This window comes from Caulobacter sp. AP07, assembly GCF_000281955.1.
GTDB lineage: Bacteria > Pseudomonadota > Alphaproteobacteria > Caulobacterales > Caulobacteraceae > Caulobacter.
The window spans coordinates 25,308-51,539 of record NZ_AKKF01000225.1 but is presented as its reverse complement, the minus strand read 5'-3'; the positions used below and the strand labels follow the sequence as shown (position 1 = coordinate 51,539).

28 protein-coding genes are annotated in these 26,232 nt (G+C 68.2%); 11 read left to right on the top strand and 17 right to left on the bottom strand.

Features of this window, described 5'->3' with window-relative positions; genetic code table 11:
• Window positions 1-104: 104 nt before the first annotated feature.
• From PMI01_RS20355 to PMI01_RS20340, 4 genes are read right to left on the bottom strand one after another with little or no spacing between them, the layout of a single operon-like run.
• Window positions 105-1,061, bottom strand: coding sequence for a helix-turn-helix domain-containing protein (locus PMI01_RS20355; RefSeq protein ID WP_007673423.1), 957 nt, complete (start codon window positions 1,059-1,061; stop codon window positions 105-107).
• Between the two features lie 8 nt (window positions 1,062-1,069).
• Window positions 1,070-2,146 (bottom strand): acetamidase/formamidase family protein, encoded by a 1,077-nt coding sequence (locus PMI01_RS20350; protein WP_007673420.1) that lies wholly within the window; start codon window positions 2,144-2,146, stop codon window positions 1,070-1,072.
• Between the two features lie 13 nt (window positions 2,147-2,159).
• Window positions 2,160-2,954: a 4,5-DOPA dioxygenase extradiol gene (ygiD, locus tag PMI01_RS20345; RefSeq protein ID WP_007673418.1), complete on the bottom strand. Its 795-nt coding sequence runs from the start codon at window positions 2,952-2,954 to the stop codon at window positions 2,160-2,162.
• Entirely contained in the window at window positions 2,951-4,168 is a 1,218-nt protein-coding gene (locus PMI01_RS20340) for an aromatic ring-hydroxylating oxygenase subunit alpha (RefSeq protein WP_007673416.1), read from the bottom strand. Before PMI01_RS20340 ends, ygiD begins: the two co-directional genes overlap by 4 nt.
• 276 nt (window positions 4,169-4,444) lie before the next feature.
• Between PMI01_RS20340 and PMI01_RS20335 the strand changes: the two genes are divergently transcribed.
• From PMI01_RS20335 to PMI01_RS20325, 3 genes are all read left to right on the top strand, one after another.
• Window positions 4,445-5,299 (top strand): TauD/TfdA dioxygenase family protein, encoded by an 855-nt coding sequence (locus PMI01_RS20335; protein WP_007673414.1) that lies wholly within the window; start codon window positions 4,445-4,447, stop codon window positions 5,297-5,299.
• A 155-nt stretch (window positions 5,300-5,454) separates the two neighbouring features.
• On the top strand, window positions 5,455-6,294 hold the full coding sequence (locus PMI01_RS20330; RefSeq protein ID WP_007673411.1) for an oxidoreductase: 840 nt from the start codon (window positions 5,455-5,457) through the stop codon (window positions 6,292-6,294).
• Between the two features lie 73 nt (window positions 6,295-6,367).
• A complete protein-coding gene (locus PMI01_RS20325) occupies window positions 6,368-6,853 on the top strand; it encodes a VOC family protein (RefSeq protein ID WP_007673408.1) in 486 nt (161 codons plus the stop codon).
• A 155-nt stretch (window positions 6,854-7,008) separates the two neighbouring features.
• Here PMI01_RS20325 and PMI01_RS28145 read toward each other — a convergent pair whose 3' ends face one another.
• From PMI01_RS28145 to PMI01_RS27255, 9 genes are all read right to left on the bottom strand, one after another.
• The gene (locus tag PMI01_RS28145) at window positions 7,009-7,830 is read right to left on the bottom strand and encodes an NAD-dependent epimerase/dehydratase family protein (RefSeq protein WP_007673406.1); all 822 of its coding nucleotides are present in this window, start codon (window positions 7,828-7,830) and stop codon (window positions 7,009-7,011) included.
• A 134-nt stretch (window positions 7,831-7,964) separates the two neighbouring features.
• Window positions 7,965-8,777 (bottom strand): TauD/TfdA dioxygenase family protein, encoded by an 813-nt coding sequence (locus PMI01_RS20315; RefSeq protein WP_007673405.1) that lies wholly within the window; start codon window positions 8,775-8,777, stop codon window positions 7,965-7,967.
• 13 nt (window positions 8,778-8,790) lie between these two features.
• Window positions 8,791-9,300, bottom strand: coding sequence for a flavin reductase family protein (locus PMI01_RS20310; protein ID WP_007673404.1), 510 nt, complete (start codon window positions 9,298-9,300; stop codon window positions 8,791-8,793).
• Window positions 9,300-10,685: a hypothetical protein gene (locus tag PMI01_RS20305; RefSeq protein ID WP_007673403.1), complete on the bottom strand. Its 1,386-nt coding sequence runs from the start codon at window positions 10,683-10,685 to the stop codon at window positions 9,300-9,302. The genes PMI01_RS20310 and PMI01_RS20305 overlap by 1 nt, the downstream gene beginning before the upstream one ends.
• 2 nt (window positions 10,686-10,687) lie before the next feature.
• Window positions 10,688-11,347, bottom strand: coding sequence for a cysteine hydrolase (locus tag PMI01_RS20300; RefSeq protein ID WP_007673402.1), 660 nt, complete (start codon window positions 11,345-11,347; stop codon window positions 10,688-10,690).
• The gene (locus PMI01_RS20295) at window positions 11,344-12,408 is read right to left on the bottom strand and encodes an LLM class flavin-dependent oxidoreductase (protein ID WP_007673401.1); all 1,065 of its coding nucleotides are present in this window, start codon (window positions 12,406-12,408) and stop codon (window positions 11,344-11,346) included. Before PMI01_RS20295 ends, PMI01_RS20300 begins: the two co-directional genes overlap by 4 nt.
• Before the next feature lie 12 nt (window positions 12,409-12,420).
• Window positions 12,421-13,716 carry an MFS transporter gene (locus PMI01_RS20290; RefSeq protein ID WP_007673399.1) on the bottom strand — a complete coding sequence of 432 codons (1,296 nt, stop codon included), beginning with the start codon at window positions 13,714-13,716 and terminating at the stop codon, window positions 12,421-12,423.
• A 64-nt stretch (window positions 13,717-13,780) separates the two neighbouring features.
• The gene (locus PMI01_RS20285) at window positions 13,781-16,240 is read right to left on the bottom strand and encodes a TonB-dependent siderophore receptor (RefSeq protein ID WP_007673397.1); all 2,460 of its coding nucleotides are present in this window, start codon (window positions 16,238-16,240) and stop codon (window positions 13,781-13,783) included.
• Window positions 16,241-16,500: 260 nt separating this feature from the next.
• Complete coding sequence (locus PMI01_RS27255) at window positions 16,501-16,653, bottom strand: hypothetical protein (RefSeq protein ID WP_007673395.1); 153 nt, start codon at window positions 16,651-16,653, stop codon at window positions 16,501-16,503.
• 688 nt (window positions 16,654-17,341) lie between these two features.
• On the opposite strand from PMI01_RS27255, the gene PMI01_RS20280 reads away from it, so the two are divergent.
• Window positions 17,342-18,451 carry a hypothetical protein gene (locus tag PMI01_RS20280; RefSeq protein ID WP_007673380.1) on the top strand — a complete coding sequence of 370 codons (1,110 nt, stop codon included), beginning with the start codon at window positions 17,342-17,344 and terminating at the stop codon, window positions 18,449-18,451.
• A 436-nt stretch (window positions 18,452-18,887) separates the two neighbouring features.
• Window positions 18,888-19,034, top strand: coding sequence for a hypothetical protein (locus PMI01_RS27515; RefSeq protein ID WP_007673378.1), 147 nt, complete (start codon window positions 18,888-18,890; stop codon window positions 19,032-19,034).
• A gap of 74 nt (window positions 19,035-19,108) precedes the next feature.
• On the opposite strand, the gene arsH is transcribed toward PMI01_RS27515, so the two are convergent.
• A complete protein-coding gene (gene arsH, locus PMI01_RS20270) occupies window positions 19,109-19,825 on the bottom strand; it encodes an arsenical resistance protein ArsH (protein ID WP_007673376.1) in 717 nt (238 codons plus the stop codon).
• 59 nt (window positions 19,826-19,884) lie between these two features.
• Between arsH and PMI01_RS20265 the strand changes: the two genes are divergently transcribed.
• From PMI01_RS20265 to PMI01_RS27250, 6 genes are all read left to right on the top strand, one after another.
• Window positions 19,885-20,256 carry an ArsR/SmtB family transcription factor gene (locus tag PMI01_RS20265; RefSeq protein WP_007673374.1) on the top strand — a complete coding sequence of 124 codons (372 nt, stop codon included), beginning with the start codon at window positions 19,885-19,887 and terminating at the stop codon, window positions 20,254-20,256.
• A complete protein-coding gene (locus PMI01_RS20260; protein WP_007673372.1) occupies window positions 20,253-20,792 on the top strand; it encodes an arsenate reductase ArsC in 540 nt (179 codons plus the stop codon). Before PMI01_RS20265 ends, PMI01_RS20260 begins: the two co-directional genes overlap by 4 nt.
• Before the next feature lie 7 nt (window positions 20,793-20,799).
• Window positions 20,800-21,474: an MIP/aquaporin family protein gene (locus PMI01_RS20255; protein WP_007673370.1), complete on the top strand. Its 675-nt coding sequence runs from the start codon at window positions 20,800-20,802 to the stop codon at window positions 21,472-21,474.
• Window positions 21,471-21,887 carry an arsenate reductase (glutaredoxin) gene (gene arsC, locus PMI01_RS20250; RefSeq protein ID WP_007673365.1) on the top strand — a complete coding sequence of 139 codons (417 nt, stop codon included), beginning with the start codon at window positions 21,471-21,473 and terminating at the stop codon, window positions 21,885-21,887. Before PMI01_RS20255 ends, arsC begins: the two co-directional genes overlap by 4 nt.
• Window positions 21,888-22,013: 126 nt before the next feature.
• The gene (locus PMI01_RS20245) at window positions 22,014-23,054 is read left to right on the top strand and encodes a substrate-binding domain-containing protein (protein ID WP_007673362.1); all 1,041 of its coding nucleotides are present in this window, start codon (window positions 22,014-22,016) and stop codon (window positions 23,052-23,054) included.
• Window positions 23,055-23,194: 140 nt separating this feature from the next.
• Window positions 23,195-23,350, top strand: a complete 156-nt coding sequence (locus tag PMI01_RS27250) for a hypothetical protein (protein WP_007673360.1) — start codon at window positions 23,195-23,197, stop codon at window positions 23,348-23,350.
• A 12-nt stretch (window positions 23,351-23,362) separates the two neighbouring features.
• Here the strand turns inward: PMI01_RS27250 and PMI01_RS20240 are convergent, their stop codons facing one another.
• From PMI01_RS20240 to PMI01_RS20230, 3 genes are all read right to left on the bottom strand, one after another.
• Window positions 23,363-23,719: a hypothetical protein gene (locus PMI01_RS20240; protein ID WP_007673358.1), complete on the bottom strand. Its 357-nt coding sequence runs from the start codon at window positions 23,717-23,719 to the stop codon at window positions 23,363-23,365.
• A gap of 31 nt (window positions 23,720-23,750) precedes the next feature.
• Complete coding sequence (locus PMI01_RS20235; protein WP_007673356.1) at window positions 23,751-24,434, bottom strand: DUF882 domain-containing protein; 684 nt, start codon at window positions 24,432-24,434, stop codon at window positions 23,751-23,753.
• Window positions 24,435-24,579: 145 nt separating this feature from the next.
• Window positions 24,580-26,082: a L,D-transpeptidase family protein gene (locus PMI01_RS20230; protein WP_007673355.1), complete on the bottom strand. Its 1,503-nt coding sequence runs from the start codon at window positions 26,080-26,082 to the stop codon at window positions 24,580-24,582.
• Window positions 26,083-26,232: the final 150 nt, after the last annotated feature.

The window sequence follows — 26,232 nt, the reverse complement described above, 5'->3', positions numbered from 1 at the left end:
GGGGGACCCAAGCCGAGCTTGCGGCGGCGTTCTTAAGGTGCGTCAACCGCCGCTTGGGTCCCCCGCATAAAGCGGGGGATGACGGGTGTTTGTGGGGCGATGACCTAAGCCGCCGCCCCCTGCCGGAACTCCCGCGGCGACATTCCGTACTGGTCGCGGAACGCCCGGCTGAAATGGGCCGAGCCGTTGAAGCCCCAGCGGAAGCAGATCTCCGAGATCGACAGCCGTGCGTGCTGCGGGCTGGCCAGGTCGGTGCGGCAGCGCTCCAGCCGCCGGGTGCGCAGATAGTGGCTGAAGGTCTCGTCGGCGCTGGCGAACAGCTTCTGGACGTAGCGCGGCGAAACCCCCTCCTCGTCGGCCACCCGGCGCAGGGACAGGTCCGGGTCGGGCAGCAGGGTCTCGATGGTCTGGCACAGCCGCTGCAGGTGGGCGGTGGGGGCTCCGGAGCCGCCGCCGACGCCCAGGACGTCGGTCTCGGCCCCGCCCTCGACCAGGCAGATGGCCAGGAACTCGGTCAGGGCCAATTCAACAGGACGAAGTTGGTCGACGGTCAGGTCCTCCAGCCCATCGGCCGTGGCCCGCAGCAGGCCCGACAGGATGTGGGCCACGCCGGTCGCCCCCTGCAGCCGTCCGATCCGCAGGCTGACCGGGGCGATCAGCCGGTGGTCCAGGGCCACGCGCGGGGCGCGGACGAACATCAACCGGCAGCGGGTCTCCAGCCGCAGGGCCGCCGGCTGGCCGGTCGGGCCGTAGGCGATGTCGCCGGCCACCATCTCCTCGGCCAGGTCGTCGGTGACCAGGGTGGCCTGGCCGCTCAGCAGCACCGCCAGCCAGACCGCCGCCGGCTGGCCGGTGCGGCGGCCGGAGATCGCCTGGGCCCCGGCCTCGACCAGGGCGAACTCGATGCCCAGGGGCGAGGTCAGGCAGACCACCGAGGCGCTGGCCGGCTCGGCGTCCGACAGGCCCTCGATCGGCAGGCCCAGCCGGCTCATCGCCTCGCGCCAGGCCTCCGCGCGCTCGGCGCGGGGGTGGCTGTCGGTGCTGAACGACCAGGCCTTCATGGGGCGCCCTATCCGCTCTTCTTGGGAAAGATGTCACGCGGGATGCGCACATGGCAGCCCTGCTTGCCGTCGACCACCTGGGTGACGCCGAAGTCGCTGGCCACGCTCATCAACGAATAGGCGTCGTTCTTCGACAGGCCCACATGGTCGCTGAGCAGGGTCAGCATGTTCAGCGAGGCGTCGCGCATGGCGACATCAAGATCCTCGTGGAAACCATGGACGATCCACCACTTTGGGGTCTCCAGCAAAGGTCCGGGAGACTCGAAGTCCTTGCGCAGCACGATCTGCATCAGGACGTTCAGCGAGCTCTCGATGGCGGTGCCGGAGATCTCGCCGTCGCCCTGCGACACGTGGGGGTCGCCGATCGAGAACAGCCCGCCCTCGACCTGCACGGGGTAGTACATCGTCGCCCCCGCCCCGATGCGCCAGTTGTCGATATTGCCGCCGTGGGCGCCGGGCGGAATGGTGCTGACGCGGCCGTCGACGGCCGGCGCGACCCCGGCGGTGCCCAGGTGCGGCCGAGCCGCCACCCGCACGCCGTTCAGGGCCGGCTGGCGGTCGCATTCGGGGCAATGGGTGATGGTTCCGGGGATCAGGTACTTGCCCGGGAAGTCGTAGGCGTAGAGGGCGCTGGCGGTGTTGGCGTTGGGATCCAGCTCGTAGATCGTCACCCGCTCCTTCTCGCCGAACTCCTTGTAGAGGTAGCCCCAGTTGGCCGCGAGGTTGGAGCCGTAGTTGTTGCGCGGCGCCATGCGCAGGTAGCGCACCTCCAGCACGTCGCCGGGCCTGGCGTCTTCCACGTAGATGGGGCCGGTCATGATGTGGACGCCGGGGTTGCGGTCGGCCTCGGGGATCTCGGTGAAGATCCGGGTGACCGCCTCGTCCATCATCAGGTGGGGCGCGTCGCCGGCGTGGTGGGTGATGGCCTCGGCGCAGACCAGGTCGCCGCTCTTGATGCGCAGCGACGGGCCGGTCGACGGGTCGAAATAGCCCCAGTGCACGGTCGAGGGCGTGGCGCGCAGGGTGTGCAGGGCGCCGGGCAGGACGTCGGGACGGGTCTGGCCGGGTTCGCAGATGAAGGGCATCGGGGTCTCCGGGTCAGGCCGTCGCGGGCGCGAGCGTGACGCTGGTCATGCTCAGCGAGCCGTGCTCGATGTGGTCGGGGGCGAAGGTCGGCGCGTCGCCCGGCAGGCGCGCGCCCAGCACGTAGAGCAGCGGCCAGTAGTGATCCGGGGTCGGCACGGAACGGCTGGCGTCCTGGCCCTGGGAGGCGAAGTCCACCGCCCGTTGCGGGGCGTCGTCGGCGATGGCCTGCTTGATGTAGTCGTTGAACCGCTGTGACCACTCATAGGGCGCGCAGTGGCGCTCGCCCCAGTTCATGGCCGGCAGGTTGTGGACGATGTTGCCGGTGCCGACGATCAGCACGCCCTCGTCGCGCAGGGGCGCCAGCCGCTGGGCCAGGTCGAAATGCCAGGCCGGCGGCTTGCCGGCGTCCATGGAGAGCTGCACCACCGGCACGTCGGCGTCGGGATAGGCCTTGCTCAGCACCGACCAGGTCCCGTGGTCCAGGCCCCAGGTCTGCTGGTCCAGCGCCACCGGCTGCGGAGCCAGCAACTCGACCACGCGAGCCGCCAGCTCGGGCGAGCCCGGAGCCGGATACTGCACGTCGAACAAGGCTTTAGGGAAGGAAGCTCCGAAGTCGTGGATGGTGCGCGGCGCGGCCATGGCGGTGACGGCGACCCCCTGGGTCAGCCAGTGGGCCGAGACGCAGAGAATGGCCTTGGGCTTGCCGAACGCCTCGCCCATCGCGCGCCAAGTCCGGGTGGTGTCGTTGGTCTCCAGGGCGATCATCGGACTGCCGTGACCGAAGAAAACGACGGGCAGCCGACTCATGACGCGGCTCCCGCCTTCAGCGCCGACCAGGCCTTCTGGTAGCGCGGGGTGAGCCAGCGGTTGAACTGCACCTGCGCGCCTTCCTGCCAGCTGTAGCGGCCGCGCACCGCGAACCGCGAGCGCAGGCCCTGCTGCACCAGGGCGTCGACATGCATGTCCTGGGCGATGATCTTGCCCGCCGAGGTCATGATCATCTCCAGCCGCTCCTCGAACCCGGGGGTCTCGGTGGCGCCGGGGGCGACCAGCAGGCCGGTGTCCTGCTCCATGGTCTCGGGGCCGGTGGGGCGCAGGATCAGGTAGATGACCATGTCGCTGGTCATCACCAGCGACAGGGTCGGCGGGATGTTGGCGAAGGTGGCGCGATTGCGGTCCTCATCGGTCAGCTTGGGGAACACCGGCAGCACCGCCTTTTGGGTCGGGTTGAAGCTGGCGTCAGGGTGGGTGGTCCCGTTGTAGCGCAGGAAGCCGGCGTCGCCCTCGCCCGCCTCGGGGAAGCTGCACAGCTCGCTGGGGATGAAGTCGTGCAGCGGCCCGCGATGCAGCTTGTTGGCGTGGTAGCCGTCGTTGTTGTTCTCGAACATCACCTTCCAGTTCCAGGCGAACTGGCCGGTCATCGGCGGGGTCAGGCCCTCGGCGTTGGACAGGTCGAAATTGGCGATCGCCGCCTCAACATCGGCCAGGCGCGGGGCCAGCGGCGGGGCCTCGGCGTCGAAATTGATGAAGATGAAGCCCAGCCAGACCTCGACCTTGAAGGTGGGCAGCTTCACCGACTTCTTGTCGAAATCGCAGGTGCGGTCCATGGCCGGGGCGTTCACTAGGTCGCCGTTCAGCGAATAGACCCAGTGGTGATAGGGGCAGACGAAGCCGCGGGTGTTGCCCCGGCCCTCGGCCACCAGCATGGCGCGGTGCTGGCACACCGCCGACATCGCCTTGATCTCGTCCGAGCGGTTTCGGGTGACGATGATCGGCTCGCCGATGATGGTGGTGGTGAAGTAGTCGCCCTGCGCCTTGACCCAGTCGACGCGGCCCACGCACAGCCATTCGTGGTTGAACAGCGCCTCCTTCTCGAAGTCGTAGAAGGCGGCGTCGGTGTAGCAGGCCGGCGGCAGGGTCTCGGCCGAGCCGACGTCGAGCATAGAGCGCGACAGGGCGTCGAAGAAGGCGTCGTTCAGGTATGCGGAGGCGGGCGGACTTGCCTGCAAATTGGGGCCCATGGTGCAAGCGCTCCCTTCGAGAGATCGATACGAAGGCTAGGCGCGGCGTGCGCGGCGGTCTTGCACCAGCGCGCACGATAACTTGGCCATCGCCCGGCGCGAGGGCGGGTTCGCCGCCTTCTGGGGCGGAAATGAGCAAAAGACGCGCAGCTTCCGGCCGAGGGGAAGTTTACCGAGCGCGCACGGAAAGGGATCGGGCGCGCTCAGGCAAGACGGGTCCGGCGACCCCGCCTAGGCTTTGCTTCAGACACCGCCAAAGGACCGCGCCCCGTGGACATGACGCTCGCCGACGACCTCGCCATCCAGGACTTGAAACCCGGCTTCGGCGCGCTGATCCAGGGGGTCGACCTGCCCACCGCCTCGGACGCCAGGATCGACAGCGTGGTCGCCGCCTTCCATCGCCACGGCGCCATCGTGCTGCGCGACCAGACCATGACCCCCGACGACCTGATGCGGTTCATCGGCCGGTTCGGCGATCCTGAGGACCACACCCAGACCCGCTTCACCCTGCCCGGCTATCCGAAGATCTTCATCCTCAGCAACCGGGTCGTGGACGGCAAGCCGATCGGCGCCCACAACGACGGCGTCGGCTGGCACACCGACTACAGCTACAAGCCCCAGCCGGTGATGCTGACCATGCTCTATGCGGTCGAGGTGCCCGACGAGGGTTCCGACACCCTGCTGGCCGACGGCTGCGCCGCCTGGAACGCCCTGTCGCCCGAAAAGCAGGACGAGCTGCTGCCGCTGCGCCTGCACCACAGCTACAAGCACTTCATGGCCACCCGCGAGTTCGGGGCCCAGATCCTGTCGCCGGAGCTGGAGGCGGCCAATCCCGACGTCGAGCACCCGCTGATCCGCACCCACCCGGCCGACGGCCGCAAGGCGCTGTGGCCCTCGACCGGCACGGTGACCGAGGTGATCGGCAAGCCCGGCCCCGAGGGGCTGGCGCTGATCGACGAGTTGGTGGAATTCATGACCGGCGACGACTTCGTCTATCGTCACAAGTGGGCCAAGGGCGACCTGCTGATGTGGGACAACCGCTGCACCCTGCACACCGGCACGCTGTACGACGACACCAAGTACTTCCGGACGATGCACCGGCTGTGGGTGAAGGGCGACAAGCCGTACTAAGCCTAAGTGCTCCCCCTGTGGGGGAGCTGTCGCGGAGCGACTGAGGGGGGAGTATTCGGAAAGGGCCGGTAAGGTTCGAACATCCGCCTCCTCCCCCCTCCGGCCCTTCGGGCCTCCTCCCCCAGAGGGGGAGGACCTTGTTTCCAGGAGTTTCCATGACCCAAACCTGGCTGATCACCGGCGTTTCCGGCGGCCTCGGGCGCGAGATCGCCCTGGCGGCCCTGGCGCGCGGCGACGTCGTCGTCGGCACGGTGCGCAAGGCTCCGGACGCCGACGCCTTCGAGCGGCTGGGCGGCCACGCCCTGATCCTCGACGTCACCGACGAGGCGGCGGTTCGCGCCGGCGTCGCCAGGGCGCAGGCGATCACCGGCCGGATCGACATCCTGGTCAACAACGCCGGCTACGGCCTGGTCGGGGCGGTCGAGGAGGCCTCGCTCGACGAGGTCCGCGCCCAGTTCGAGACCAACGTCATCGGCCCGCTGGCCCTGCTCAAGGCGGTGCTGCCGGCCATGCGCGCCCGCCGGGCCGGGCGGATCATCAACATCACCTCGGTCTCGGGCCTGGCCACCTGGGCCGGCACCGGCGTTTACTGCGCCAGCAAGTGGGCGCTGGAAGGCCTGACCCAGACCCTGGCCGCCGAGGTCGCCGAGTTGGGGATCAAGGTGGTCAACGTCGCCCCGGGCGGCCTGCGCACCGGCTTCTCGGCCGGCTCCAAGGCGGTCGTCGCCACCAAGATCGCCGACTATGACGGCCTGGCCCGCGACGCCGAACGGATCATGGCCGACCATGCCGGGTCGGAGCCCGGCGACCCGGCCAAGGCGGCCCAGGCCATCCTCCAGGTCGCCGACGCCGACGCCCCGCCGATGCACCTGCTGCTGGGCGAGGACGCCCTGAAATACGCCGGCTACGCGGCCGCCGCCCTGCGGGCCGACATCGACGCCTGGAAAGACCTGACCCTGTCGATCGGCTTCCCCGACGGCCCGTTTGCTGCCTAGAGTTTTGTTTTAACGCATTTTCTTCACGCGAACCGGCGGCCACTTCGCTTGAAAATGCTCTGGAGGACCACCCGTGACCAACACCCTGATCTTCGTCGACCTGGCCTCGGAAGACCCGAACGCCGCCGGCAAGTTCTACGCCGAAGTGTTCGGCTGGGAGAACGACGCCCGCCCCGAGGGCCTCTACCACCGCATGGTGCCGGGCGGGTTCTTCAAGAAGCCCGACGGGACCGACAGCGAGATCGGCAACCTGCACCTGGGGATCTTCAAGGCCGCCAACGCCCGGCCCCATCCGGAGCCGACCAGCGTCGAGCCCCGCCACCTGTCGACCGACGGCCGCAAGCCGCGCATCTGGGTGCTGATCGGCGACGACGACAGCGCCGACCGCATCCTGGACACGGCGGTCGGCCTGGGCGCCGAACTGCTGTGGCGCGACCACTACTGGGCCGAGTTCAACGGCTACAACCACGCCTTCCGCGACCCGTGGGGCAACGAGATCGTGCTGTGGGGCAAGGCGGGGGTGAGCCCGATCATTCCGGAGAGCTTCACGCGGGAGTAGGGCCGCCCCATCCACACTATAAGGTCGTCATCCCCCGACTTGTTCGGGGGACCCAAGCCGGGCCTGCGGCCGCGTTCTTGCGGTACGCCAACCGCCGCTTGGGTCCCCCGCATAAAGCGGGGGATGACGGACGTGGGGTGCGGCGGTGGAAACTTTCAGTCCACCCGCTCCGGCTGGCCCACGAAGTCCCTGGCGCAGTACCAGCCGCCCTGGAACGGCGCGGCGGCCGGATCTTCCGGACCGTCCGCCAGGATCGCGTCCGCCCAGGCCTCGGCATTGTCCTTCGGCGCGTAGCCCAGGAACGCCACCTGGGAATTATCCCAGAAACTCCGCGTGTTGGCCGAGACTCCGTAGGCGACCGCATAGCCGAAATCCGAGGCCTCGATCCCGCATCTCACCAGCTCGACCATGTCGCGAGGGCTGATCCAGACCGCCAGCTGGCGGGGGTCGGACGGCCGGTCGCGATAGGCGCCGATCCGCAGGGACAGCACCTGCAGGCCGAACTTGTCGGCGTACATCCGGCCCATGGCCTCGCCGAACACCTTGCTGACGCCGTAGTAGCTGTCGGGCCGCGGAACCAGGGTCTGCGCCGTCGGCGCGTCGCGGCGATGAAAGCCGGCCGCGTGGTGCGACGAGGCGAACAGCACGCGCCCGACGCCCGCCAGCCGCGCGGCCTCGAACAGATTGTGGACGCCGACGATGTTGGCCGGGAGGACCTGCTCCCAGGCGTTGGTCTCGGGCTCGACGGGCACGCCGGCCATGTGGACGACGCAGTCGATCCCGGCCATCGCCGTCACCAGTGACGGGATGTCGAGGAGGTCGGCGTGAACGGTTTCCTCGCCCGGCCCGGCCGGCGCCAGCGGCGCGATGTCGGCCAGGCGCATCAGGCCGTAGCGGCCGCGCAGGCCGTCCCGGATCGCGCTTCCGATGCCGCCGGCCGCGCCGAGCAGGAGGATGCGGCGGTGGTGCGGATCCATATTCCCCTCCCCTTGCTGTCATCCCGGACGAGCGCGCAGCGCGAAGATCCGGGACCGACGCCTGAGCGTATGCGTTTCCGGCGGTCCCGGGTCTGCGCTTCGCTACGCCCGGGATGACAAGTTTTAACGAGGAACTAGAAAGGCTTGTCGCCCGCCACGGTCACCCGGAACCCCGTCCGGGTGTCGGGGAAATAGTCCCAGATCGCCTGGTGCCAGGTGCAGCGGTTGTCCCAGAAGGCCACCGAGTTCTTCTGCCAGCGAAAGCGCACCTGGAAGTCGGGGTTGGACGCGTGCTGGTAGAGATAGCTGAGAACCGCCGTGCTCTCGGCCTTCGACACGCCCGCGACATGGGTGGTGTAGGACGGGTTGACGAACAGGCTCTTGCGACCGCTGACCGGATGGGTGCGGACGATCGGGTGGGTCGAGCAATTATATTTGCGGTCGATGTCCGGGAAGATCGCCTTGTAGACCGGATTGGCGTCGTGCACCGCCGACAGGCCTTCCAGATAGGCCTTCATCCGGTCCGACAGGGTCTCGTAGGCCGCATACATGCTGGCGAAACAGGTGTCGCCGCCGTCGTCGGGCAGGACCTTCATGTGCAGGATGCTGCCCAGCGGCGGCTCGGGGTCGCAGGTCAGGTCCGAGTGCCAGTTCTCGCCGGCCACGAACCTGGAATTGGCGTCGGCGTGGATGGCGACGATCTCGGGGTGGCCCTCAATGCCGGGCACGCCCGAATGGATGGCCAGGTCGCCGAACTTGCGGCCGAAATCCTTGTGGGCCTCGTGGTCCATCTCCTGGTCGCGGAAGAAGATCACCTGATACTGGGTCAGGGCCTGGTGCAGCTCCTCGAACTGGCGGTTCGTGAGGGGCCGGCCCAGGTCCACGCCGAAGATCTCGGCGCCGATCCGGCGCGTCATCGGCTTCACGTCGAGTACGTCGTAGGTCATGAAACCGCCCTTCCTAAGCGTTGAGAAAGCCGCCGCGCACGTAGACGAGCGGGGCCTTGGCTTCGTCGACCACGACGCGCAGGACGCGGCCGACCAGGATCTCGTGATCGCCGCCGTCATGGGCGGCGTGCAGCTCGCATTCGACGGCCGCCGCGCAGCCGGCCAGCACCGGCGCCCCGCACACCCCCGCCTCGACGGCGGTCAGGGCGAAGCGGTCGTCGGCCCCGCTCCTGGCGAAGCGGTGGGCCAGGTCGCCCTGCTCGACCGACAGGATGTTGACGCAGAACGTCCGGGCCTGGCTGAGGGCCGCCAGGGTGCGGCTGTCGCGCTTGAGGCAGACCATGACCAGCGGCGGGTCCAGCGACACCGAACTGAAGGCGCTGACCGTGGTGCCGACCAGCCGGCCCTCGTGGCAGACGGTGACCACCGTCACCCCGGCCGCGAAGCTGCCCATGGCCTTGCGGAAATCGCCGGGCTCGGGCGCGAGTTCCTTCACCACCCCTTCTTTGGGCAAGATTGGCATCAGTCGTTCCCGAACGGGTTGTCGGGATAGACCGCCGAGGCCGGGCGCTTGGCGCCTTCTTCGGGCGAGGCCCGGCCACAGACCGCCAGGGCGGTCAGGGCGTAGACCAGGGCGCTGTCGACCAGGTCCTGGGGCGTCGGCCGCCAGCGGCGGAAGCCGGTGGTGATGGCCGGGATGCGGTGCATGTTGAAGACGTTGTGGTCGCGCCACATGCTGGAATAGACCGGGTTGGCCAGGGCCACGGGATGACCCAGGCTGAGCTTGGTGGCGTCGTCGACGGCGGCGACCAACGGGGCCACCTCGCGGGCGTCGGCCTCGAAGCCGTGGCGCACCACCACCGGCTCGATGTCGATCCGGCCCAGGCCGGCCTCGCGGACCATGGCCTCCAGCGAATGCTGGATGTCGGCCACCCGCTGCTTCGGATTGAGGCCCACCTCCAGATAGAGGTTCACCAGCTCGGTGCCCGCCCCGAAGGCGAACGGGATGCCGCCGCGGATCGAGGCGATCTGCGACTTGGGCTGGGCCACGCCGCCCGGGCTGTCATAGCGGCTCCTCTTCTCCCATTCGCCGCTCCAGGCGTGGATGGCGTCGGTCAGCCGGCCGATCTTGTAGATCGGGTTCGGGTGCTGGGCCGAGGTGGCCGGATGGTCGAGCAGCGGGGTGAACACCCCCTCGCCCCAGACCTGGAAGCGGAACACCGCATAGCCGCAGCCCACCCAGGTCAGGCCGAAGTCGCAGCCCTCGGCGGCGATGGCGTAGTCAGGGGCGACCCCGCCGTGGTGGAACAGGTAGTGGGCCCCGATGTCCTTGCCCATATAGGCCACGCCTCGGTGCTCCTCGATCGGCTCGGGGCCGATCTCGCCGGGACAGGCGGTCAGGTACATCTTGCCGGCCAGTTCGTAGCCGGCCGTTTTCAGCGCCTTGGCGGCGATCAGGAAGCAGCTCATCGGGCCGCGGTCGTTGGCGATCGGGTAGCCGTACAGCTTGCCGTCCTCCAGCCAGCATTTCTCCCATTCGGGATTGGCCAGGGTCTCGGGGCTGTACTTGTAGGCGTCGAGGTCGGGGTTCCAGGTCGGCGCCTCGGTGTCGAGGTGGGCGGTGAACAGCAGGTTCTTGCCGACACCCTTGCCGCCGTGCGTGCCGATGATGTTGGGCCGTTCGGGCGTGGCCCCGACCTTGCGCGGCGAGAAGCCCTCGCGCGCCATCCAGTCGTGGACGTAGTTGGCGACTTCCAGCTCCTTGCCCGACGGCGCGGGGATGTTGCCCAGGGTCAGGGCCAGCGCGACGATCTCGTCCTGGCTGATCGCGGCGGCGATGGCGGCGCGGTCGGCGTCGGTGACGGTGTAGGGCGCGGAGGCCCCCAGGGGCGGAAATCCGTCGGCCATACTCAAGCAGCCCCTTTCCAGGCGCGCGCGACCGCCGCCGTGTCGGTGAGGATCGCGCTGTTCAGTTCCATCACCTTCAGCGACGCCGCATGGATGTCCGCCTCGTAGGCGGCGCAGGCGTCGGCGGCTACGAACACGTGGTAGTCGAGGTCGAAGGCGTCGCGGACGGTGCTGTCGACGCAGCACTCGGTGGTCAGGCCGGCCACCACCAGGGTGTCGACGTCCATCTCCGTCAGCCTGACATCCAGGTCGGTGCCGACGAAGCCGCTGTAGCGGGTCTTGGGCACCACCAGCTCGCCTGGCAGGGGCTGGGGACCGTAGAACTCCGAACCGACCTGGCCGGCCCGGCACAGCGCCGCATCGACGTCGGGATCGCCGCCGCGACGGCGCAGGCGCTCGGTCCAGGCGGGGGAGTCGGTCTCGGGCGTGGTGGACAGGCCGACGAACACCACCGGCACGCCGGCGGCGCGGGCGCTGTCGGCCAGGGCTTGGGCGGCGGCCAGGGCCGGCTCGACCACGCTCATGTCGATGAAGGCCCCCAGCACGCCGTCGGGCGAGGCGAAGTCGACCTGCATGTCGATGATCAGCACCGCCGTGCGGCCCGGGGCGATCCAGCCGGCCAGGTCGTTCGTGGTTGTGGCGGTCGGGCTCACGGCGTTCACGAATAGACCGCCCGCAGGCCCGGCAGGATGTCGGCGCCGAACATGGTCAGGCCTTCGACATAGTCCGGGAAGATCAGCATCAGGCCGTCCAGCTCGCAGTAGGTGACGAACTCCTCGACCTGGGCGGCGCAGGAGCTGGGCGAGCCGACCACGGTGTGGGTCATGAACGCGCCCTGCTGGGCGGCGACGGAGCTCAGCTTGTCGGCCGGCACGCCCCAGCTGGCCAGCATGGCCAGGATCGCGCCCATGTCGGCGCCGTCCTTGTAGTGCTCGACCATGGCCTGGGCCTTGGCGTCGGTGTCGCCGTGGACGATCGTGCACATGGCGTAGGTCTTGATCGACTTGCCCATGCCCTCGGCCGCCTTCTTGGCCCGCAGCGAGGCGTCGCGGCGCTCGTCGGGCGTGCGGCCGCCGATGAAGCAGATGTCGGCCTCGCGCACCGAGAACTGGAAGCCGCGATCGGACATGCCGGCGCAGATCAGTTCCGGACGCGGCTTGGACAGCGGCTTGGGCTTGGACTGGCAGTCCTTCATCGTGAAGAACTTGCCGGCGAAATCGACGCTGTCCTCGGCCCACAGGCGCTTGACCACCGTGGTCCATTCCTCGGTCAGGGCGTAGCGGTCGTCGTGGGACAGGCTGTCGTCCCAGGCTCCCATCTGGTCGAACTCGCCCTTGTAGGCGCCGGCCACGATGTTGAGGCCCGCCCGGCCGCCGCTGATGTGGTCCAGGGTTGAAATTAGCTTCGCCGCCACCGCCGGGTTCTGCAGCAGCGGATGGATGGTGGCCCAGATGCGGACGTTCTTGGTGGCCTCGGCGATGCCGGCCATCATCGTCACCGACTCCAGGGCCGTGCCCCAGTGGTCGGTCTCGCCGCCGAAGCCGCGGAACTTGCCCATCGACATCACGAAGTCCATGCCGACCTGGTCGGCGGTCACCGCCGCGGCCTTGTTCTGCTGGTAGAGGCCGTCGAGGACCGGCGTGGTCTTGGAGATGATCCAGCCGCCGTTGGCGACCGGCAGGAACACCCCGAAGTCCTTGTGCTTGGATGGGCTGTGGAACATGGCGCTTCCTCCTCAGGCGGCGTCTTGAAGCATGGTCGGGACCGGTTCTGCGACCGGTTCTACATGGGTGGCCTTGCGCGGCGGCCGCATGAACAGCGCCGCGACGAAGATTACGCCGATTATGGCGGCGAACACCTGGAAGGTTGGGGCGAAGCCGCCGAGACGGTCGCGCATCACGCCGCCGATCACCGGCCCCAGGGCCGAGACCGCGCCCACCAGGCAGACCAGCGAGAAGATCTCCAGATTGTTCTTCCGGCCATAATAGTTGAGCAAAAGAATGCTGATCGCCAGCACCGTCATGCCGAACCCGACGCCGACGCCGACGGCGAACAGCATCATCAGCGGCCAGGTCGTGGCGTGGGTCAGGGCCAGCAGGCCGACCGCCATCATCCCCTGGGCCCCGGCCAGCAGCCAGCGCGGATCGACGCGGTCGCCCAGCAGGCCCCCGCCCATGCGGGCCACCACCTGCATCAGGGACTCGAAGCTGATGACGCTGACCGCCACGGCCGAGACCACGCCCAGCTCGCTGAAGTGGGTCGGCGCCAGGCTGACGGCGGTGACCCCGCCCAGCAGGTGGGCGAAATAGGCGGCCAGGATCACCCAGAACTGCGGGGTGGCGAGGGCCTCCTTCACCGTCCAGTCGGTGGTGGTGCGATAGACCTTGGCGTTGACGGGCGCGGTCTGGGCGTCCTCGGCGACGGCCTTGTCGGTCAGGGCGGCGGCGGCGGCCAGCCAGGCGCGGCCGCCGACCAGGGCCGCGCACAGGGCGCCGACCACCACCGAGGCGACCGCCTGGGCCCACCAGTACGGACGCCAGTCGCCGTGGGCCGCCGCCATGCCGGTCAGGGCCATCCAGGGGCCGGCCACCCCGCCCAGCGAGCCGATGGTGAAATAGACCCCGAACGGCAGGGCGCGCTTCTTGAACAGCATCGACAGCACGTGGGTGCCGGGGATCAGGGCCATCATCTGGTAGCCGACGCCCAGCAGGGCCGTGCCGACCAGATAGACCGGCAGGCCGTGCGCGCTGGCCAGGCAGGCGAAGCCCGCCACCATCACCGCCGAGCCGGCGACGATGGTCAGCCGCACCCCCAGCTTGCGGATCAGGATGGCCGGCAGCCACGACGAGCCGCCGCAGAAGGCCCCCAGCAGGGTGAAGCCGAGGAAGGCGGTGCCGAAGCTCCAGCCCTGCTCCTTGATCATCGCCGGCAGCACGACGCCCAGCGACGAAAAGGTCGAGGCGGTGATCAGGAACAGCAGCAGGCTCAGCGCGCCGAGCAGCAGCCAGGATCTCCACGGGATCGTCGACATGGGGGCCTCCATGTTTAAGCGATGAACCCCACGCCCCGTCTCCGGGGCGTGGGAACGGCGAGAACTAGAACTTGCGGGCCAGGGTCAGACGCCACTCGCGGCCCTTGCTCGGCAGGGCGCCGAGGTTGGCGTAGCTGTCGGCGTCGGGCGTGAAGTAGAGCTTGTCGAACAGGTTATCGACGTTGAACGTCGCCGTGTACGGACCGTAGCTGTAATAGGCCGAGGCGTTGGCCACCCAGTAGGCCGGATAGGTCACGGCGTTCTGCACGGTGCCGGCGGTCTTGGTCACGTGGGTGACCCCGAACGTGCCGCCGACCTTGCCCCAATCGTAGTCGTTGCTGGTATAGGCGCCGTACAGGCTGACCACCGATTTGGGGATCAGGGTGTAGTCGTAGTCCCCCGCCCGGCCGGCCAGGCCCGCGAAGCTCCACACCACATAGGTGCCGCCGAAGGCCTGCGAACCCGGGACGCCGGCGGTGTAGGCCGGGATGTACTGGAACGAGGTGTCCGGGCCCTTGACCGTGGTGTGCTGGGTGTTGCCCGAGAAGGTGAAGCTGAAGTTCTCGCTGGCCAGCCAGCGGACCTCCAGCTCCACGCCCTTGGCGCGGGTGCCGGTCGGGGTGGCGTTGATGCCCATCAGCTGGGTGCGGTTCTGGCGGTAGCCGGCCAACGAGCCCACCAGCGTGCCGCGCAGCCACTGGAACTTGAACCCGGCCTCGGCCAGGTCGCTGTCCGACAGCCAGGCGTCGGTGGCCGAGGCCACCAGGCCCGGGGCGATGTCGCCGGCCTGGCTCATCTCCAGGGCCGAGGCCTTGGCGTAGGTGATGTAGGGCATGATGTCGGCCGGGGCCTTGTAGGTCAGGCTGGCGGTGTAGGTGCCCTTGCCCTTGCTGGCCTTCTGCTGGCCGGCGATCTGGTAGCTGAGCACGCCGCTGTCCTTGGACTTGACGTCGTAGTCGTCGTAGCGGCCGCCCAGCATCAGGTTCAGCTTCTCGCCGACCGTGATGTCGGTGGTGAAGAACACGCCCTTCTGGCGCCAGTCCGACTTGTTGTCGTTCTCCCAGGCCAGGCCCAGAACGCCGGCCCCGGTTTCGGTGCTGAACGGGCTGTCGATGATGTCGGTCGGCGTGGCGCCGAAGGCGATGTCGCGACGGTCCAGGGCGATCACGCCGCTGTTGTAGCTCTCGCGCCGGCGGCCCGAGAAGTCGCGGTACGAGGCGCCGACGAACGACTTGGCGCTGACCTTGCCGTCCAGGAATTCGTTGGCGAAGTTGTAGGTGACGCGGGCCTCCCACACCGAACTGTCGAACCAGGCCGGGTAGCCGTAGGAGACGAAGCGCTTGTTCTCCTGGTCGTCGTAGAACAACTGGGCCTTGATGGCGCTGGTCGCCGTCAGGTCCTTGGCCAGGTCGAAATAGAAGGTGTTGGTGTCGGTCTTCGAGAAGTCGGCCGGGCTGATATAGACCTGCCGCGGGCTGAGCTTCACCGTGCCAACCCCGGTGTCCAGGGTGTGGGCGGCGTTGGTGTTGTAGAAGTTGTAGTACGGGATGTAGAGCGGGTTGAAGGTCGGGTCGTAATAGTAGGGGTTGGCGGCGTTGCCGCTGATCTCGTTGAGGGTCAGGCGGCCGTTGTGGTCGCTGTCGACGATGCTGGTGTCGCGGCCAGTGGTGTAGTTCCGGTTGTCGATCAGGTCCTGGGTCAGGCGGTTCCAGCCCGGCGTCTGCACGTCGCCGTCCGAGTGGTACTTCATGCCGCCGAACGCCGTGGTCCAGCCATTGCCCAGGTCGAAGTCCGCCGAGATCTCGCCGGTCTGGCGGCGCGGATAGACGCCCTTGTAGTAGCTGTGGCTGTCCTCGGCCTCGCCATAGACATAGACGCCGCCGGTCACCGGCCCAATATTCACCGGCAAGCCGAACTGCCCGGTGACGTTCTTCTTGTTGTACGAGCCGTAGGTGGCGGTGATCTCGCCGGTCGGTTCGCTGAGGTAGCCGCCCTCGTTCTTCCCGGATTTCGGGATGAAGTTGAGCATGCCGCCGACCTTGCCCGAGCCGTAGATCGGAGTGGGCGGGCCGCGCACGATCTGGATCTGGTCGGCCGCGCCGATCGGTGTCGAATAGGTGCCGCGGTTCTCGATCCGCTTGAAGCCCCGGAAGTAGTTCTCGGCCAGGGTGCCGCGAATGTTGAGCGCGCCGGGCACCCCGTAGAAGCTGGCGGTATAGGTGCCCGGCGACACCGCGGTGAGGCCGTCGATCGTCTCGATGCCGTAACGTTGCAGCGTTACGTCGCTGACGAAGCTGGCCGAGCGCGGCGTTTCCAGCAGCGGCTTGTCCAGCCCGAACACGGTGTTGTTGGGCTGCTTCTCCAGCAGGCCGGCCTTGTCCCGCGCCTTGACGACGATCTCGTCGACGGCGGTCGACGCATCGGCCGGGGCCGGATCGGCGGCGGCGGCGGCGAAGGCATGGCCAGACAGGGCGAGCAGCACAGCGGCGGAAGCACCCGCCATCAAAAGCCGTTGGTTCGACATGACGTCCTCGTTCGAGGCGTCGCGCCCATCACCCGCGGTGATTATCCCCAGGACGACGCCTCTTGAGAACCAGCATCACCCGCCCTCGCCGTCCTGGCCGGATCGGCAGCTGACATTTTGAACGAAATGTCTCCGCCGCTCGCTTCTTGTTCAGTCCGCGCCGCCTCGCGCCCGGCGAAGGTCAAGAAACTTGATCCACCGCGCACAAGGGGCCGCCAAAAGCGTCGCGGCTTGACCCGACGTCCAAGCTAGGCCGCGCGTCAGCCCCGAGCGGTGTCGATCCAGATCACATCACCCCGATCATGGTCATGAACCCAGGGCATATCCTTCAAACCGCTCCAGGCGGCGGCGACCAGCCCGCAGACGACGGTGGTCATCAGGACAAAGCCGCGAACGGCGCGAAACGTGGACATGGACACCTCCCACGCCGACGATCTCCGGACCGTGGTTTCCGCCGCGTTGATCGGGAGCGCTCGGAGGCTGCGACAGAGGATCGCGCCTGGGCCGGATCGGCGTTCAGAATGATTTCTCAATCTGTCGTCATTCCCGCCCGAGAGTTCACCCTCAGCGATAGCGGCTGAACAGGAAAGGTCCCAGCGGCCTCGCGCCGCTGCCCTCCGTTGTCATTGGCGAAGGCCAGCAGCGTTTCGAGATCGCCGAAAAGCTAGGCCTCGACCTCGCCCCGGCGCGGGGGCCAGGGCTGAGCACGATGCGATCAATAAGGCCCCGAAGCGCGGCGGACGCTGCGTCGCGGTCCTCGGGGCAGTCCAGCGCCTCGGCTAGGATCAGGACCCGGACGATTGTCGGGCCGTATTGCAAAAGGCGTTGCACCGCGCGCTGGCAATCGACCGAGGAGCCAGCGTGGCCGTGATACTGCAGGCCAAGAAGTTCGCTACGAGCTGGCGGCATCTGGGATCCGGAATCGTGGAGGTCGGCGCGCGGGGGCGGCCGGCTATCGAGGCGGTGGAGTCGCGGTGCGTGTCGAGGCATTGTCCACGAGCTTGACCGCGACGGGAACCCCGCGGGGCCGCTGACTGGAGGACCGATGTCGCGTTTGCAGCCATACCGCCGCGTGATCGGGTGCGGCTCCAGGAGGCGTCATTGAGCCCCTCCCTGACCGTCGTTTCCGATAAGGCCGCCCGGATCGCGCGGCTGCACGCGCTGATCGACGAGCTGGAGGAAATGGCCGAGCCTTACGAGATCGGCGGGCTGCAGGTCCGCCGCCGCACGATCAAAGGCCTGCGGAGCGGACGCAAGCAGATTTTCGCCGAGCGCAAGCGGATCAAGGACTGGGCCTTTCACTACGGGGGGCGCGGCGAACTGCAGTTCAACGCCGGCCTCGACGTCCTGCCCAGTGGCGACCATGCCTTCCGGATCGGCGTCGGCTTTTCGCTGGAGGCCAGCAAATTCTTCCACGACATCGAACTGCTGCTGCCCCACGTCGTCCGGTTCGACGACTGGATGGCCGCGAATCCCGACGCTTACCCGGACTTGGCCATGTGGCACTATGTCGAGGGCGAGCGCAGCAACGACTATCGGCCGGGGCCAGTGCGCGCGGATTTCGTCGAACGGGCTCTGAAGACGCGCAAAGGGTTTGTCTTCCTGGGCGATCGTCAGCCCTTCGAGCGGGTCGATCTAAACCGTGCCCTTGGGGTGATGGATCGGCTGCTGCCCATGTGGGATTGGATCGAGCGGGGTCTGGCGTCCGGCGTGGCCTCTCGTCCTGGAACCGGGCTTATCGCTGGCGCGGGCTCGGCGCAGGGCGACGAGGCCGAGGAAACCCTGGACCTTGATCGCGGACGCCGCATCGACCCGCGCCGCTGGACCAGAGCCTCGATTGTCCAGCGCGTCGTCGATGTGGACCTGCGTCATGCGGAGCTCCAGCGGCGGCTGGAAGCGAAGCTCCTGGCGGACGGCTGGCCCAAGGTCACCGTAGAAGCGCCGATCGGACGACGGCGCGTCGATGTGGTGGCCAAGCGTCCCGGCGAGATGTGGTTTTTCGAGGTGACGATCGCGTCCTCGGCCCGGCTGTGCCTGCGCGAAGCAGTCGGCCAGCTTCTGGAATATTCCATGTGGCCCGGCGCGACGAAGCCGGAACGTCTGGTGGTGGTAGGCGAGCCGCCGCTGACGACCAAGGGGCGGGCGTATCTGCAGGCGCTGAATGGGGTGCTTTCGATCCGGCTGGACTATGAGCAACTAGCCTTGGACTAGGTCTCGTGGCTGGGACGAGAAGCTTGGCGTCGCCGCCGGCGGCGATCGAACTCTAAGCTGGGGTCCGTCCCAAGCCTCAGCCTGGGTTTGGCCGCAGTAAGCTCCAGTCGCACCGGTTAGATCGCCGCCGCGAGCAATTGCCGGTTACACATGCCCTTGTGGCGGGAACCCCTGGTTCAGTTGGCGGTGACGAGCCTTGGCGAGCTAACGCGCACACCCGCGCGCCTGTGGCGGACAACGGGGTTCCCGCCACAAGGCGGGTGCCCGCCGAGACCGACAATTCCTGGCAGGTGGCGATCCAAAGGTCGGCTTGCAGGTATAGCGCCGATGGCGAATTTCGACCCATTACAGGCGTTCGCTCCTCCTGCACCGGGTCAGCTTGACGGAAGCTGTCGTCTGGTCGCTCATGCGGCGTTCGCGGTTCGAAAGGCGCTGGATGACCAGGAAGAATGGGGCGAATTTTTTCTTGGGCGTGACGGGCGGCGTCATCGTCGGAGCCCTCATGGACAACATGGCGATCGGCCTTTTGCTCGGGTTCGCCGTGGGCTTCGGCCTCGTGAAATTCAACCGCGGCAAATCCTAGGTTCGGACGCCTCACGCGCCGGATGAAGGGACCGACGCGGTCGAGCAGCCCGAAGTGCTGAAGGTCGATACCCCCTACGCCGTCGCCCGCGCCGCCAGCGCCGCCTCGCGCGACACCCCGCCCGCCGCCTTGCGCTCGCTGTAGCGATCGACCAGGTGATCGGCGCGGTCCCGCGTCAGCAGGGTGAACTTGACCAGTTCCTCCATCACGTCGACCACGCGGTCGTAATAGGCCGAGGGCCGCATGCGGCCGGCCTCGTCGAACTCCTGCCAGGCCATGGCCACCGACGACTGGTTGGGGATGGTGATCATCCGCATCCAGCGGCCCAGCAGGCGCAGGGTGTTGACGGCGTTGAACGACTGCGAGCCGCCGCTGACCTGCATCACCGCCAGGGTCCGGCCCTGGGTCGGGCGCACGCTGCCGATCTCCAGCGGGATCCAGTCGATCTGCGCCTTCATCACCCCGGTGATCGCCCCGTGCCGTTCCGGGCTGCACCACACCTGGCCCTCCGACCACTGCGACAGGGCCCGCAGTTCCTGGACCTTGGGATGGTCGGGACCGACGGCGTCGGGCAGCGGCAGGTCGCGGGGATCGAAGATCCGGGTCTCGCAGCCCATCAGCTCCAGCAGTCGGGCCGCCTCCTCCGTCAGCAGCCGGCTGAACGAACGTTCCCGCAGCGAGCCGTAGAGCAGCAGGATGCGCGGCGGATGAACATGGGGCGCCGCGACCTCCAGGCCGGCCGAGGTCGGAACGGACAGGAACCGCGGTTGCAGGGCGGGCAGGTCGGTCATGGCGGGAGGATCCTCGAAGCTGTCTTCCCCTCGTCACATATTTCCATCATATTGGAAATATGGAATTGAAAGCCGCCACCGTTTCGCTCTCCGCGCTCGGCCACGAGGGCCGGCTGGCGATCTTCCGCCTGCTGGTCCAGGCCGGCCGGCCCGGCGTCGCCGCCGGCGAGATCGCCCGCCGCCTGGCGATGGTCCCCAATACCCTGTCGGCCAACCTCAACATCCTGTCGCACGCCGGGCTGATCGGCGCGCGGCGCGAGGGCCGGTCGATCATCTACGCCGCCGACTACGGGGCGATGAGCGCCCTGCTGGGCTTCCTGATGGAGGATTGCTGCGGCGGCGCGCCGGAGATCTGCGCGCCGCTGGGCGACATCCTGGCCAAAGCCGCGGCCTGCGACGGAACCTGCCAAACCGAACTGGAGACAGCATGATCGACGTCACCACACACCGCCCGCTGAACGTCCTGTTCCTCTGCACCCACAATTCGGCGCGCTCGGTCTTCGCCGAATCCATCATGAACCGCGTCGGCGCGGGCCGCTTCAAGGCCTACTCCGCCGGCTCCATGCCCAGCGGCGCGATCAACCCGCACGCCCTGCACCTGCTGAAGCATCTGAACTACAACACCGACGACCTGCGCTCGAAGGCCTGGGACGAGTTCGCGATCCTGAACAATCCAGACGCCCCGGAACTCGATTTCGTGTTCACCGTCTGCGACAACGCCGCCGGCGAGGTCTGCCCGGTCTGGCCCGGCCAGCCGATGAGCGCCCACTGGGGCATCCCCGATCCCTCGACCGCGACCGGCACGGACGCCGAGATCGCCCTGGCGTTCGACGAGGCCTACCGCCAGCTCAACAGCCGCATCACCGCGTTCTGCGCCCTGCCGATGGCCTCGCTGGACCGGCTGTCGCTGCAGCACCAGATGGACCAGATCGGCCAGCCCAAGGCCCCGGACGAGTCGGCGGCCTAGGATTTCCATGACGCATTTCACCTTGCCGCGCCGCCTGGCCGCCGAAGCCCTGGGCTCGGCCCTGCTGCTGGCCGTGGTCATCGGTTCCGGGATCATGGGCGAGCGGCTGGCGGGCGGCAATGTCGCCATCGCCCTGCTGGGCAACACCCTGGCCACCGGCGCGGGCCTGGTGGTGCTGATCACCGTGTTCGGGCCGATCTCGGGCGCCCACTTCAACCCCGCCGTCACCCTGGTCGCCCTGTTGCGCAGGGAGATGTCGACGCGCGACGCCCTGCTCTATCCGCTCGCGCAGGTCGTCGGCGCGGTGGCCGGGGTCTGGCTGGCCCACGCGATGTTCGGCGAGCCGATCCTGCAAGTCTCGACCAGGCTGCGCGACGGCCCCGCCCAGATGCTGGCCGAGACGGTGGCGACCTTCGGCCTGGTGGCGACCATCCTGGGCGCGGTCCGCTTCCGGCCCGACTTCACGGCCGTCGCGGTCGGGCTTTACATCACCGCCGCCTACTGGTTCACCGCCTCGACATCGTTCGCCAATCCGGCGGTCACCGTGGCGCGCGCCCTGTCGGACACCTTCGCCGGCATCGCCCCCGCCTCGGCGCCCGCCTTCATCCTGGCCCAGTTCGTCGGCGCCCTGCTGGCGACCGGGGTGTTCGGATGGCTTCTCAAGGACCAAGACCGCCCATGACCCGGACCGATTTCCCCGTCACGATCTTCCACAATCCCAAGTGCGGCACCTCGCGCAACGTGCTGGCCATGATCCAGGCCTCGGGCGTCGAGCCCACCGTGGTCGAGTACGTGAAGGCCGGCTGGACGCGGGAACAGCTGCGGGACCTGCTGGCCAAGGCCGGCGCGACGCCGCGCGACTGGCTGCGCGCCAAGGGACCGGCCACCGAGCTGGGCCTGCTGGAGCCGGGCGTGGCCGACGACGCGATCCTCGCCGCCATGGTCGCCGAGCCGATCCTGGTGGAACGCCCGATCGTCGTCACGCCCAAGGGCGTCGGGCTGTGCCGCCCCTCCGAGCGGGTGTTCGACCTGCTGGACGCCGCGCCCGAAAGCTTCACCAAGGAAGACGGCGAGGTCGTGCGGCCCAAGGGTTGATCTACCGATCGTCCGTGAACGGATTCTGTCGCAAATCTGTCGCTAAACTGTGACAAATGACGACCGCATAGGACGTAGATTTCACGCGTTCCCTCCTTCTCGCCCCCTCGAAAGTAGGATGCCGTCATGAAGACCCTGCTCGGAGCCGCCGCCGCGCTCGCCCTGCTGACCGGCGCGTCCAGCGCCCACGCCGCCCGCGACTACGTCTGGGCCGCCGGCTCGTCGACCGTGTTCCCGTTCTCGACCCGCACCGCCGAGAACTTCGCCAAGAAGACCGGCAAGAAGTCGCCGAAGATCGAAAGCCTGGGCACCGGCGGCGGCATCAAGATGTTCTGCGGCGGCATGGGCGAGAAGTTCCCCGACATCGCCAACGCCTCGCGGCCGATGAAGAAGTCCGAGTTCGAGGCCTGCAAGGCCAAGGGCGTCAACAACATCGTCGAGCTGAAGATCGGCTTCGACGGCATCGTCGTGGCCATGGACAAGAAGGCGCCCGACTACAACTTCAAGGTCGAGCACCTGTATCTGGGCCTGGCCCAGAACGCCCTGCGCGGCGGCCAGTTCGTGGCCAACCCCTACAAGAGCTGGAAGGACATCGGCGCGGGCCTGCCGGCCAACCGCATCCTGGTCTACGGCCCGCCGCCCACCTCGGGCACCCGCGACGCCTTCGTCGAGCTGGCCATCGAGGGCGGAGCCAAGAAGTTCCCCACCGCCAAGGCCCTGCACGACAGCGACGAGAAGGCCTTCAAGGCCAAGGTCGATCCGCTGCGCACCGACGGCCCGTGGGTCGACGCCGGCGAGAACGACAACGCCATCGTCGGCACCATCGAGAAGACCCCGGGCGCCCTGGGCGTGTTCGGCTATTCCTTCCTCGAGGAGAACGCCAACCGCATCAAGGCCGCCAGCGTCAACGGCGTGAAGCCTTCGGCCCAGACGATCGCCAACGGCTCCTACCCGCTGGCCCGCTCGCTCTACATCTACGTCAAGAAGGACCAGATCGGCGTGACGCCCGGCCTGAAGGAGTTCATCGCCGAGTTCGTCTCCGACTCGGCCACCGGCCGGGGCGGCTACCTGCAGGGCCGCGGCCTGATCCCCCTGCCCCCGGCCCAGCACGAGGCCATGAAGGGCGCGGCGAACAAGCTGCCGGCGATGGCCGCGCCGAAGTCGTAGGAACCGATCCCAAGCGTTACAGCACGGCCCCGGACTCCTCCGGGGCCGTGTGCGTTTGGGCTCGGTGCAAACGCACAAACCCACTTGACCTCGCCGGGTCAGGCGCGTTCGATGGCGGTCCTGGTGGTTGGAGACAGCCCATGACTGAACGCATCGAGGAACGTCTGCAGGATCTGGAACGCCTGGTGATCAAACAGGCCGAGCGCATAGAGGCGATTGAGCAGCAGCTCAGCGTCATGCGCCATATTTCGCGCTACGCGGCCCCGCCCCGGCCACGTGAAGACGAAGCGGCCTAACGTCCTTACAACCTAATTTGTCGGTTGGTCGGAGCCCGCCCGCGAGGTCATGCCCGCGGCGGCGGCGTCGTCGGCCATCTGGGCGTCGACGGTCGGCGCCGGCTGGGCGGCGGCGGGGGCCGGGATCGTGGCGACAGGGGCGGCCGGCTGCTCGGGCTTGGGCATGGCGATCACGGCCGGCGGCCGCGCGGCGGCGGCGCTGGCGGCGTCATCGGCGGCGGTGCGGATTTCGGTCGGGCCGTCCTCATAGCCGCGGTCGGAGGACATCGAGCTGGCGATCATCAGCACGCCCATGGTGGCGATCGCCCCCACCAGCGCCCCCACGACGATCCATCCGAACGGGTTGCTCTTGCGTTCGGCCTTGGCCATCAGGGACTATCCTCTGATCTGCGGCCCTCTTCTAGGAGCCGACCCAACGCCGGACAGGTCCGACGTCGACGTGGACGAAGTTGCTCGTGGGATAATAACCCACACCCCCCCGTCCGAGATCCAGGGCCGCGGCCCTCACCCGATCCAGAGCGACATCCTCCAAATAGATATCAATCGCCTTGCCGTCCATGTGCAGGCTGCGTTTGGCGACCTCGCCGCTGCGTTCGTTGAGCATGGCGTTGGTCTTGGGCGAGCGGTAGCCGGAGATCACCTGGAAGTGGTCCTTGGTGTCGGTCTTCCTGGCCAGGTCGGCCAGGGTGTCGAACAGCTGGGGGTTCATCGGATGGACGTCGCCGGTGCGGAAGTCGCGCAGCACCTTGTCCAGGGCCTGGACGGCGTCGGGCACGTACTCGCCCTTTTCGAAATAGACCGCTTCCAGCCGCTCCTGGGTGTGGACGTTGTGCAGCTTCAGCCAGCGCTGGGCGGTCGCGGCGGGGCGGTAGGCGCCGAGGGGAACCGCCGCCTGGGTCGCCGCGGCTTCCGCGGGCAGGCCTTCGACGGGCAGGCCCTCGGGCAGTTGCGACTGGCGCAGCAGCAGGTCGCCGATCGGGTCGCTGTCGGCGAGTTTGGCTTGGGCAAGCGCCGCCATGGGCCCGACCATGCTCGCGCCGAGCACGCCGAAACCAAGCCCAAGCAGCTTGCGTCGATCGATCATGGTACGCTTTCCCGACTAACTTCGCGCGATGGCCGGAAGGCGGGCCACCGCACTTGGCGGCCCTCACGCGAGCACTAGAACGCCAAAGTCCTTTCCGAACAGGAAAGGACCGAGACAGGAAAGAGGCCTTACGCGGGACCCCGGGTCAAGCTGCGCCGGGGGTGGATGCGGCAATACGCAGCACCAGTTCCCTGTCCCAGCCATAGGGGTCGTCGCGGAAGTTCACCTGCCCGTCTGGGGTCACATAAGCGGTCCAGTACAGCAGAAATACGGCGATCGGCTGGGCCAGGGGGGCCCGCACGGTCTTGCCCGCGGCGATGGTCTCGTCGACCACCTCCGGGCTCCAGGCCGGGTCGGCGGCCAGCAGCTGCTTGGCCAGCGGGATCGGTTTTTCCAGGCGCACGCAGCCGTGGCTGGCCAGGCGGCTGAAGCTGGCGAACTTCGAGCGGCTGGGGGTGTCGTGCAGATAGACGCCGTAGGGGTTGTTGAAGTCGAACTTCACCAGGCCCAGGGCCGCCTTGGGACCGGCCTTCTGCTGCAGGCGCGTGCCGCCGTCGCCGGTCGGGATGACCACGAAGTCGTTGTTGGCGAAATAGCTCGGATTGGCGCGCTGCTTGGGCCACAGCTCCTTGGCGGCGATCGAGGACGGCACGTTCCAGGGCGGGTTGAGGACGATCGAGTGGATCGTCGACGACAGCATCGGCGTCTCGTCGCCCGGCCGCCCGGTGACCGCCCGCATGGTCAGGTTCGGGGCGTCGTCGTGGAAGACGCTCATCACCGCGGCGGCGATGTTGACCTGGATGCGGTCGGCCGGAAGCTGCTGCGGCAGCCAGCGCCAGCGCTCCATATTGGCCAGGATCTGGTCGATGCGGCGCTGGACCGGCACGTTCAGCGCCGTCAGGGTCTGCGGACCCAGTCCGCCGTCGGGATTGAGGCCGAAGCGCTTCTGGGCCCGCATCAGCGCCTGTTGCAGGGCCTCGTCGAACACCGGGGCGCCGTCGACGGCGACGGTGGGGTCCTCGACGGCCAGCCGGGCCTCCAGGGCCGCGATGCGTGGATCGTTCTTGGCGCCCAGCTTCAATGGCGGCGTACCGGCGGCCAGCGGCTTCCAGCCCCCGCGCGCGGCGATGTCGCGATAGGTCGCCAGGCCCTTCCGCAGGGTCTGGTAGCCGGTATAGGGCGGCGGCAGGCTGTCCAGCCAGGGACCGAGGCGATCCTGGAGCGCGGCCTGCATGAAGTCGGGGCCGGGGTCGTAGGCCGCCGGGCGCAGTCCCCAGTCGCCGAGGAAGGCGTCCGGCGCCAGGCGGCCCGAACGCACGGCCTTGGCGTAGCGCAGGGTGTTGAGGATCAGCTGGGCCTGGCCCGCCTGGCGGGTGGCGGTGTCGCGCGAGCCCAGCATCGGCAGGATGGCGTCGGCCGAGAAGTCCCCGGGCTCGAAGCCGTGGGTCGGGGCCTGGGCCAGGGTCCGCGTCAGCAGCTCGACCTGGTCGGGCCGCAGCACCACGCTGGTCGGCGGCGGCGTGAAGACCTGGGGCTGCTGCGGCGCCCTCACCAGGGGCGGGTTCTGGACCTGGGCGCGAGCCGCCGCGATCGACAGGAAAGAAAGCGCGCCGCCAAGCAGTGCGCCCCGTTTGGTCCAGGTCTTCATCACCGTCAAAAGGTCTCGCCGCACGCTCGCACGCGGCCGGTCCGCGTCGCTTCAGATGGCCGTCACGTCTCTTGCTCGTTAACGCAAGTATCGTGGAAGGCGAACGGTTGAAACAGCTTCAGGTTCTTTATTTTTCGCGCGGAACCTTAA

What these genes read in the sequence shown, in the direction of transcription:
- PMI01_RS20355 (WP_007673423.1), bottom strand. Translation starts at nt 1,061, where the DNA reads ATGAAGGCCTGGTCGTTCAGCACCGACAGCCACCCCCGCGCCGAGCGC.
- PMI01_RS20350 (WP_007673420.1), bottom strand. Translation starts at nt 2,146, where the DNA reads ATGCCCTTCATCTGCGAACCCGGCCAGACCCGTCCCGACGTCCTGCCC.
- ygiD (WP_007673418.1), bottom strand. Translation starts at nt 2,954, where the DNA reads ATGAGTCGGCTGCCCGTCGTTTTCTTCGGTCACGGCAGTCCGATGATC.
- PMI01_RS20340 (WP_007673416.1), bottom strand. Translation starts at nt 4,168, where the DNA reads ATGGGCCCCAATTTGCAGGCAAGTCCGCCCGCCTCCGCATACCTGAAC.
- PMI01_RS20335 (WP_007673414.1), top strand. Translation starts at nt 4,445, where the DNA reads ATGACGCTCGCCGACGACCTCGCCATCCAGGACTTGAAACCCGGCTTC.
- PMI01_RS20330 (WP_007673411.1), top strand. Translation starts at nt 5,455, where the DNA reads ATGACCCAAACCTGGCTGATCACCGGCGTTTCCGGCGGCCTCGGGCGC.
- PMI01_RS28145 (WP_007673406.1), bottom strand. Translation starts at nt 7,830, where the DNA reads ATGGATCCGCACCACCGCCGCATCCTCCTGCTCGGCGCGGCCGGCGGC.
- PMI01_RS20315 (WP_007673405.1), bottom strand. Translation starts at nt 8,777, where the DNA reads ATGACCTACGACGTACTCGACGTGAAGCCGATGACGCGCCGGATCGGC.
- PMI01_RS20310 (WP_007673404.1), bottom strand. Translation starts at nt 9,300, where the DNA reads ATGCCAATCTTGCCCAAAGAAGGGGTGGTGAAGGAACTCGCGCCCGAG.
- PMI01_RS20305 (WP_007673403.1), bottom strand. Translation starts at nt 10,685, where the DNA reads ATGGCCGACGGATTTCCGCCCCTGGGGGCCTCCGCGCCCTACACCGTC.
- PMI01_RS20295 (WP_007673401.1), bottom strand. Translation starts at nt 12,408, where the DNA reads ATGTTCCACAGCCCATCCAAGCACAAGGACTTCGGGGTGTTCCTGCCG.
- PMI01_RS20290 (WP_007673399.1), bottom strand. Translation starts at nt 13,716, where the DNA reads ATGTCGACGATCCCGTGGAGATCCTGGCTGCTGCTCGGCGCGCTGAGC.
- PMI01_RS20285 (WP_007673397.1), bottom strand. Translation starts at nt 16,240, where the DNA reads ATGTCGAACCAACGGCTTTTGATGGCGGGTGCTTCCGCCGCTGTGCTG.
- PMI01_RS27255 (WP_007673395.1), bottom strand. Translation starts at nt 16,653, where the DNA reads ATGTCCACGTTTCGCGCCGTTCGCGGCTTTGTCCTGATGACCACCGTC.
- PMI01_RS27515 (WP_007673378.1), top strand. Translation starts at nt 18,888, where the DNA reads ATGACCAGGAAGAATGGGGCGAATTTTTTCTTGGGCGTGACGGGCGGC.
- arsH (WP_007673376.1), bottom strand. Translation starts at nt 19,825, where the DNA reads ATGACCGACCTGCCCGCCCTGCAACCGCGGTTCCTGTCCGTTCCGACC.
- PMI01_RS20265 (WP_007673374.1), top strand. Translation starts at nt 19,885, where the DNA reads ATGGAATTGAAAGCCGCCACCGTTTCGCTCTCCGCGCTCGGCCACGAG.
- PMI01_RS20260 (WP_007673372.1), top strand. Translation starts at nt 20,253, where the DNA reads ATGATCGACGTCACCACACACCGCCCGCTGAACGTCCTGTTCCTCTGC.
- PMI01_RS20255 (WP_007673370.1), top strand. Translation starts at nt 20,800, where the DNA reads ATGACGCATTTCACCTTGCCGCGCCGCCTGGCCGCCGAAGCCCTGGGC.
- arsC (WP_007673365.1), top strand. Translation starts at nt 21,471, where the DNA reads ATGACCCGGACCGATTTCCCCGTCACGATCTTCCACAATCCCAAGTGC.
- PMI01_RS20245 (WP_007673362.1), top strand. Translation starts at nt 22,014, where the DNA reads ATGAAGACCCTGCTCGGAGCCGCCGCCGCGCTCGCCCTGCTGACCGGC.
- PMI01_RS27250 (WP_007673360.1), top strand. Translation starts at nt 23,195, where the DNA reads ATGACTGAACGCATCGAGGAACGTCTGCAGGATCTGGAACGCCTGGTG.
- PMI01_RS20240 (WP_007673358.1), bottom strand. Translation starts at nt 23,719, where the DNA reads ATGGCCAAGGCCGAACGCAAGAGCAACCCGTTCGGATGGATCGTCGTG.
- PMI01_RS20235 (WP_007673356.1), bottom strand. Translation starts at nt 24,434, where the DNA reads ATGATCGATCGACGCAAGCTGCTTGGGCTTGGTTTCGGCGTGCTCGGC.
- PMI01_RS20230 (WP_007673355.1), bottom strand. Translation starts at nt 26,082, where the DNA reads ATGAAGACCTGGACCAAACGGGGCGCACTGCTTGGCGGCGCGCTTTCT.